The 6,453-nt window shown below is 68.9% G+C and carries 1 protein-coding gene; it reads left to right on the top strand.

Annotated elements, in window-relative coordinates; genetic code table 11:
* Positions 1–412 precede the first annotated feature (412 nt).
* A partial coding sequence (locus tag IEX37_RS15755) for a CshA/CshB family fibrillar adhesin-related protein (protein ID WP_229663328.1) occupies positions 413–6,453 on the top strand: 6,041 nt, incomplete at its 3' end.

Genomic DNA, 6,453 nt, shown 5'->3' with positions numbered 1-6,453 from the left:
GCGGGCCTGGTCGCCGCGGGTGTCGTGCTGCTGGTGGTCCGCCGCCGCCGCGCTGCCGCCCTGATCTGATCGGAGCACCCCCCGCCGGAACCCCCGGCACCGCACACGCCGGCGGGCAGCCACCTCCCAGGGCTGCCCGCCGGCACACGCGCGTCGGGCGCCGACGCTGAGCCGCGCCCCGACGCTGAGCCGCGTCCGCGCGCGGTGCCCTCACCTCGGGTGATGCCGGGGTGAGGTTCGTTGTCGCCGTCTCGCGCCCGCCACTAAGCCTGAGGTGCGGACGAGTGATCGCCCGCTCGGACGCTCTGAGGGAGACGATGAAGATGACCGTTGGCGGCCGCGCATCCAGCTGCATCACCGGGACGCACGCATGAGGCGCCGGTACGAGCCGCGCGTGGCGCGACGGACCTTCATGACCGCTTCCGGGAAGCGGTCGGCGCTGCGCAGCACGTCGGCTCTCGCCGCGCTGACCCTCGTGGGTGGCCTGCTCACCGGTGGAGCCGTCATGGCCCTGGCTCCGGCCGCGCCCGCGGCGGCTGAGGCCGGGACCGGCGACAGCGATGCGCCGAGCCAGGCGGCCGCGGTCACGGCCCAGGCGGAGGAGTTCGCGCCGATGCGGTTCGCGGAGGGGGGCACGGGGCTCTACAAGGGCTCCATCGACTGGTTCGAGTGGGGTGCCCAAGGGGAGCGCATCCCTGCCGCGGGGCTGACCAGAACGAACACCCGCGCCTTCGCCGGGGGCACGCTCGCTACGACCTGCAGCATCGGCGCCCCCACGGGACAAGGTCTCGTCGTCCAGAGGCCCGGGTCGTTCTCGGGAGACGGTCTCGACGACATGTACAACGTCGGCGGCACGGGCGCCGACAACACGCTCGCGATCGGCCTCGCCAACTTCGCCTCCGGGCCCGCCGTCGACTTCGACTTCAGCTGCTCCGCGACGCTCGATGGCAGGAGCATCCCCCTCGCCGGTCTCGTGATGGCGGATGCCGAGGCCAGCCTGGCCACCCAGGGGGAGTACGTCGCCGCGACGATCCCTGCTGGCGCGCAGTGGCGCATCATCGATCGATACCGGCCTGCTGGGTGCACCACGGACGCCGCGGTCGTGCGCGACGGCCAGACTCTGCGGTTCGCCGGGTCGCAGCCGCATAGCTGCTCTGCCTATCCGACGGGCGTCGCCTTCATGGAGGGGGCATCGTCCGCCACCGCGACGGTGGCTTCCCCCAACGGGCGCTCCGCGATCGCTCTGGGAGTCGTGCTGTTCACCGACTTCGGTGATGCCCCGGAAAGCTATGGTGACGCTGGCTCGATCTTCTCGCCCCCTTTCACCGGCGCGGCGGCAGTCACTGGGGGGCTCTTCGCGCAACCCCTGAGCACCGCTGGCCAGCCGGCCACCCGCCTCGGCGCCACGGTCACCTCCGAACAGGCTTCCCAGCCGAGCCCGCGGGCCGATGCCGACACGGACGACGCCATCACGGAGCCCGGAACGGTCAGCGTCACGCCGAACGGCAGGCACACCCTTCCCGATGTCGCCTGCACCGGCCCTGGGTATGTGCGGGGCTGGATCGACTGGAACGGCAACGGCACCTTCGATGCGACGGAGGCCTCAGATCCGGTGCTCTGCGAGGGGACCTCCGTGAGCCTCAGCTGGACGGTACCGACGGACGTGCAGTCGGGCCCGACGTTCTTGCGGCTCCGCATCGGCGTGACCGAGACGGACGTCGCGTCCCCGACCGGCATCACTACAGCGGGCGAGGTCGAAGACTGGGCGCTCGATGTTCAGGCGCTCGGACCATTCTCCTGCCTGCCCGGTGCCCCGGGCATCCTGTTCCAGCAGCAGCCGACGGATGTCCACAGCATCGACCTCGTGACCGGGGCGAGCCAGCAGATCGCCACCGCGATCTCCTCCGCCAATCTCAACGCCGCCGGGTACAACCCGATGGACCACTACATGTACGCGTTCGACCAGTTCGATGGGGAGGGGATCGTTCGAATCGGCAGCGACTGGTCGACCGAGCCGCTCGGGCTGCCGTCCAACTGGGCCACGGTCCCCGTGGGGGTCCAAACGTGGCTGAACACCGGTGAATTCGACGCCCGCGGCCACTACTGGGTGAGCAACTCCAACTCCGCCCAGCCGGGCTGGGTGGAGATCGACCTCAGCGACCCCGCGTCGCCGACGTACATGGAGGTCGTCTCGTCGGGCAACTTCACGATGCCGGCGGGGTGGCTCCTCGGCCCCGACTGGGGTTACAGCGTGAAGGACGGCAACCTCTACTCGGCCGCGTACATGAACACGGTCTCGCCGGTGCGCATCGGCCTGGTCGGCTTCGACACCGACACCAAGACGGCGTCGCTGGTGAGGGATCTCGGCCCGCTGGAGACCCCGGACGGTCGGCCCGTGAGCGCTCAGTTCGGCGCGGTGTACACCGACCCGGACGGCTTCCTCTACGCCTCCGACAACGCCACCGGCGGCATCTGGCGCATCGACATGGCCTCCGGCGACGCGGACTTCTTCGCCCAGGGCCCTGCTGCGGGCCTGAACGACGGCGCGCGGTGCTTCAACTCTCCGCTGCCGATCGACTTCGGCGACGCGCCGGACAGCTACGGCACGACGCTGGCGAACAACGGCCCGCGTCACAACATCCCGGGCTACGACGCCGACAACCACACCGCACCGCTGATGCTGGGCCGCACCATCGACAGCGAGACGGACGGGCAGCCCGGCCCCGGCGCCGACGGCGACGACACGAACGGCATCGCGGACGAGGACGGCGTGTCCGACCCGATCGGGCTCGTGCCCGGGCAGCCGACCACGGTGACGGTCTCAGCGACCAACGACACCGCCGAGCCCGCGACCCTGGTGGGCTGGATCGATCTGAACGGTGACGGATCGTTCGACAACGGTGCCGAGCGCGTGATCGTCGGCGTGCCCGCCGGATCGGGCACCGCGGACTACGTCCTGACCTTCCCGGCCACGGCCACGGTGCCGCCGGAGACGTATGCCCGCTTCCGGCTGTTCCCTGGCGACCTCGATCCGGCCGACGCGCTGCCGACCGGTCCTGCCGCCGCGGGCGAGGTGGAGGACTACACCGCGGTGTTCGCTCCGCAGGTCCAGTGTGGCCCCGGGGGCACCTTGGTCCCCGTGGACCTCATCACCAACCCGAGCTTCGAGAGCCGGACCGGCGATTTTGTGAACCCGGGGATGAGCTCGATCAACTACGCAACCGGCTGGCACGACAGCCACCCGTGGGGCGGCCAATATCACGTGTTCTCGCCGACCTTTGACTCCGGTCCCGGCCCGGAACTGATGCCGGTCAGGACGGCGGCGGACGGCTACGGATTCATGGGCGGGCACTCCGCGGAAGGTGCGGGCGAGGGAGCGACGAATACCCTCGTCGCCGCCCTCGACCCGTTGTCGACCTATGTCGGGTACTACTCGGTGGCCGCGGGCGGCTACGGCCGGCAGGGCAACGGCTACATGCAGTTCTACGGCGTCGATGATCCGAACGTCGGGTTCCTCTTGGACGTGCCTGAGGTCGTGCCGCCGACAGCGGCCAACAGCGAGCTGCTCTACAGCACGCCTGTCGTGGAGTTCCCCGGTGTGGGTGCCACCCCGCAGTGGGAGCGCGTCTCCTTCACGCTGAATGCCACTCGCCCCTGGTCGCACCTGCGGGTCGAGGTTCGTAACGAGACTCCGGCGAACGACGCCACCGTCGAGGGCCAGGTGTGGATGAACTTCGACGACTTCCACCTGTTCGAGTGCAAGTTCGACGTCGACTTCGGCGACGCGCCGGACAGCTACGGCACGACGCTGGCGAACAACGGCGCGCGCCACAACATCCCTGGCTACGACGCGGACAACTACACCGCGCCGGTCATGCTCGGCCCGTCCATCGACAGCGAGACCGACGGGCAGCCCGGCGCCGCGGCCGACCGCGACGGCTCGGATGACGGCGTGGAGTTCAACCCGGCGCTCGGGTATCCGAACCCGACGATTCGGACGGGTCTGGACGGGTCGTCGCTGCAGCCGGTGGAGAACACGCTGCGGGTGAATGCGTCGGCTGCCGGGTTCGTGAGCGTGTGGGTGGATTGGAACCAGGACGGTGACTTCTTCGACGACGGGGAGCGGGTGGTTCACGCTCAGCCGGTGACGGCGGGTGACAACGATCTGACGTTCTCGCAGGGTGTGAACCCGGCAGGCATCTCGTCGTACGTGCGTGTGCGGTATTCGACGGATGCGGACTCGATCGCCGAGCCGACCGGCGCTGCGCCCGACGGTGAGGTCGAGGACTACCGGGTGCTGTTCGAGCGGCTCGTGCTGCCCGACACCTGCGTCACCGGTACGGTCGACTACTACGCGTTCACGTTCAGTGACCCGGTGGACCGGACCGGCAATGGCGGCGTGGGCTCGACCGCGCGCTATGAGAACGTCTCCGTGATCTCCGGCGTGCCCGTCGACATGCTGGTCGAGGTCGTCGCCGGGTCGAACAGCATCCTGACGAGCGGGCCCAACGGCTTCATCACGAACCGCCCGGATGACGCCGCGTGGAGCGTGAGCAGCGATTCGACGATCCAGTATCGCTTCGTCGAGGCGGGCACCTCCGAGCCCGTGGCGGTCAATGCCGTTTTCACGGTGAACGACATGGACGGCTATGCGACCTCGCAGAGCCAGCAGTACGAGATCGCCACGTTCACGGCGTCCGATCTCGCGTCCTACGCCGTCACCAGAGGCAGTCTGGTCACGATCCAGACGACCGGCTCGTCGGTGTCGTTCCACGGCAACGGGAACAATAACGGCACACCGGAGAGCAGGTTCCAGATCGTGCTCGAAGACAAGAGCGTCTTCGAAGCCCGCTGGCAGGGCGGCGTCAACTCTGGCTTCGGAATCGATGGCAACGGGGATCTCAGCATCAGCCCGCCGGCGTGCGAGGACTTCGGTGACGCTCCGGATTCGTATGGGACGACGCTGGCGAACAACGGTCCGCGGCACACGATCGTGCCCGGCCTGACGATCGGCACGAAGATCGACTTCGATCCGGATGGCCAGCCGAGCCCCCTCGCTGACGGTGACGACAACAACCGCATCGACGATGAGGATGCGTTCTCGAGCCGGGTCGTGCTGAACCCGGGGGCGACGAGTGTGACGCTGACGGTGCCCGTGACCAACACGACGGGGCAGCCGGCGACGCTGTACGGCTGGATCGATTCGAACGGAAGCGGGCGTTTCGAGGCGTCGGAGTTCGCGTCGGTGACTGTGCCCGATGGGGCGACCAGTGTCGAGCTGCCGTTCGTCGGGATCCCGGCCACGGTCGACGGTACGACGCCGGTCATCCGGCTGCGGCTCACGAGCGATGTCCTCGTGGACGACCCGGCGACTCCCGACGTCGACGAGCGTGCGCTCGGCGCAGCGTCCGACGGTGAGGTGGAGGACCACCTCGCGCAGGTGGCGACCCTGGTCCCGATCTCGTGTGTGGAACCGTTCGTCGAGACGTTCGGCACCGGCACGGGCTATGGTGATCCGCTTCCTGCCGGGCAGACGACGTACCACCATGTCACCGGCGGCACGGTGTGGGACGGTTCCTATGCACTGCCCTCGCAGCTCCCGGGGACGTTCGGCAGCTTCTGGCACGCGGGCGGCGATCGGACAGGCGACCCCGACGGCCGGATGATGCTGGTCAACGCCGACGTCACGCCGGGGATCTTCTTCCAGCGCACGTTCACCCAGCTGACTCCCGGGGCGAGCTACGACTTCTCCGCCTGGATCACGAACGCGAACAACGCCGGATCACCGATCCTCCCGAACGTGCAGTTCCGGGTGATCGACCCGGCGACGGACAACGTCCTCGCGTCCGTCGACACCGGTGACATCTCCAACAAGAGCTCGCTGGTCTGGGAGCGGTTCGGCCTCCAGTTCACCGCCGCGCAGACGACGGTGCGCCTGGAGATCGCGAACAATGCGCCGGGTGGCGAGGGCAACGACCTGGCCATTGACGACATCTCGTTCACGCCCGTCTGCGAGTTCGGGGATGCGCCCGATTCGTATGGCACGACGATCGCCGCTGATGGTGCCGCGCATATCGCGGTGGGCCCGACGCTGGGCGTCGAGCGTGACACGGAGCCGGATGGTCAGCCCAGCCCGGGTGCGGATGGCGATGACCTGAACGGTACGCCGAACGATGAGGATGGCGTGGCGCAGCCGATCGTGGCGACGCAGGGTCGCACGACCGAGGTGACGGTGACGGCGACGAACGATTCGGATGTGGATGTGACGCTGGCCGCGTGGATGGACCTCGACGGCAATGGCACGTTCGATGATGCGGAGCGGGTGATGGTGACGGTGCCCGCCGGTACCGGGACTGCCGATTACCAGGTCTCGTTCGGGGAGGTCCAGACCGGCGCCGACACGTATGCCCGGTTCCGCATCTACGGCGGTGAGGTGACCGACCCGTCGCCGAC

This window comes from Microbacterium album, from assembly GCF_014643695.1.
Taxonomy (GTDB): domain Bacteria; phylum Actinomycetota; class Actinomycetes; order Actinomycetales; family Microbacteriaceae; genus Microbacterium; species Microbacterium album.
The sequence above is the reverse complement of the archived record's forward strand: the minus strand, read 5'-3'. Positions and strand labels throughout refer to the sequence as shown.